The organism is Pseudomonas sp. JV245A (assembly GCF_032424515.1).
Taxonomy (GTDB): domain Bacteria; phylum Pseudomonadota; class Gammaproteobacteria; order Pseudomonadales; family Pseudomonadaceae; genus Aquipseudomonas; species Aquipseudomonas protegens.
Genome location: NZ_VYKE01000456.1, coordinates 1 through 808, shown reverse-complemented (window position 1 = coordinate 808; position 808 = coordinate 1). Strand labels below are relative to the sequence as shown.

2 protein-coding genes are annotated in these 808 nt (G+C 63.6%); both read right to left on the bottom strand.

Translation table 11 applies throughout. The features are described 5' to 3' along the window. Positions 1-319: NnrS family protein (locus F6S12_RS32405; RefSeq protein WP_315869942.1), on the bottom strand; the 319-nt coding region annotated here is incomplete at its 3' end. Then, the gene (locus tag F6S12_RS32400; protein ID WP_041118491.1) at positions 306-563 is read right to left on the bottom strand and encodes a hypothetical protein; all 258 of its coding nucleotides are present in this window, start codon (positions 561-563) and stop codon (positions 306-308) included. The genes F6S12_RS32405 and F6S12_RS32400, both read right to left, overlap by 14 nt. Between the last annotated feature and the right edge of the window lie 245 nt (positions 564-808).

Here is an 808-nt window from a genome sequence, read left to right as displayed (position 1 = left end):
CCAGGCGCCCCGCCAGCCACAGCAGCCACAGCAACAGCAACGGCGTACGGCTCAGGCCCGGGCGGCCGGTCCAGTTGGCCACCGCCGTCAGCAGGAAGCCGGCAACGATCGCCACGGCAAAGCCGAAGAGCATTTCGTGACGGTGCCAGGCCAGCATCCCGGCTACCGGTTGCAGGCCCGCCAGCGCTCCATGCAGCCACAGGCCCCACCCCACCAGGGCAAGGCAGGCGAAGCCGGCGCCGGCGAGGAAGAACGGGCGGAACCCCAGGCTCCAGAGGGGCTGGCCGGTCCAGCGGTGCCAGGCTTCAGGCAAAGACACAGGCAGCCCTCCCCTGGCACTGGGCCATGCGCCGCTGGGCCAGCAGGCGCATGACATAACCGATCTTCAACAGGGTCGGCCCGATAATCACCAGGCTGTGCATCAGCACCAGGGTGGCGATAGGCAAATGGCCGGAATGGACATAGGCGGCGTACACCCCCAGGCCCAGCAACAGGCTGCCCGACCACAGCAGCGCATTGGACAGGTGCAATACATGCAGCGGCGAATCGAAGTAACGGCTCATGTCGACAACTCCTCGAACACACAATGGCATGACTGGCCCTTCACGTTTCATGCCAGCGCGCAGAGCCTGTAAAACCGGGCCCTGCCACCTCAAGAGTCTTTATGACCAGATAAAGAAGAAGTCATAAAGACCGCCAACGCAGTCAATATGACTGCATTTTTCCCCGCTGCCCTTTTTCGCCGGCAAGGGCAGATTGCCCCTCTTGAGCCAATCCCCCCTCTGCAGGAGCGAGCTTGCTCGCGATG

Coding starts and splice junctions, on each gene's coding strand:
- F6S12_RS32400 (WP_041118491.1), bottom strand. CDS start 563: ATGAGCCGTTACTTCGATTCGCCGCTGCATGTATTGCACCTGTCCAAT.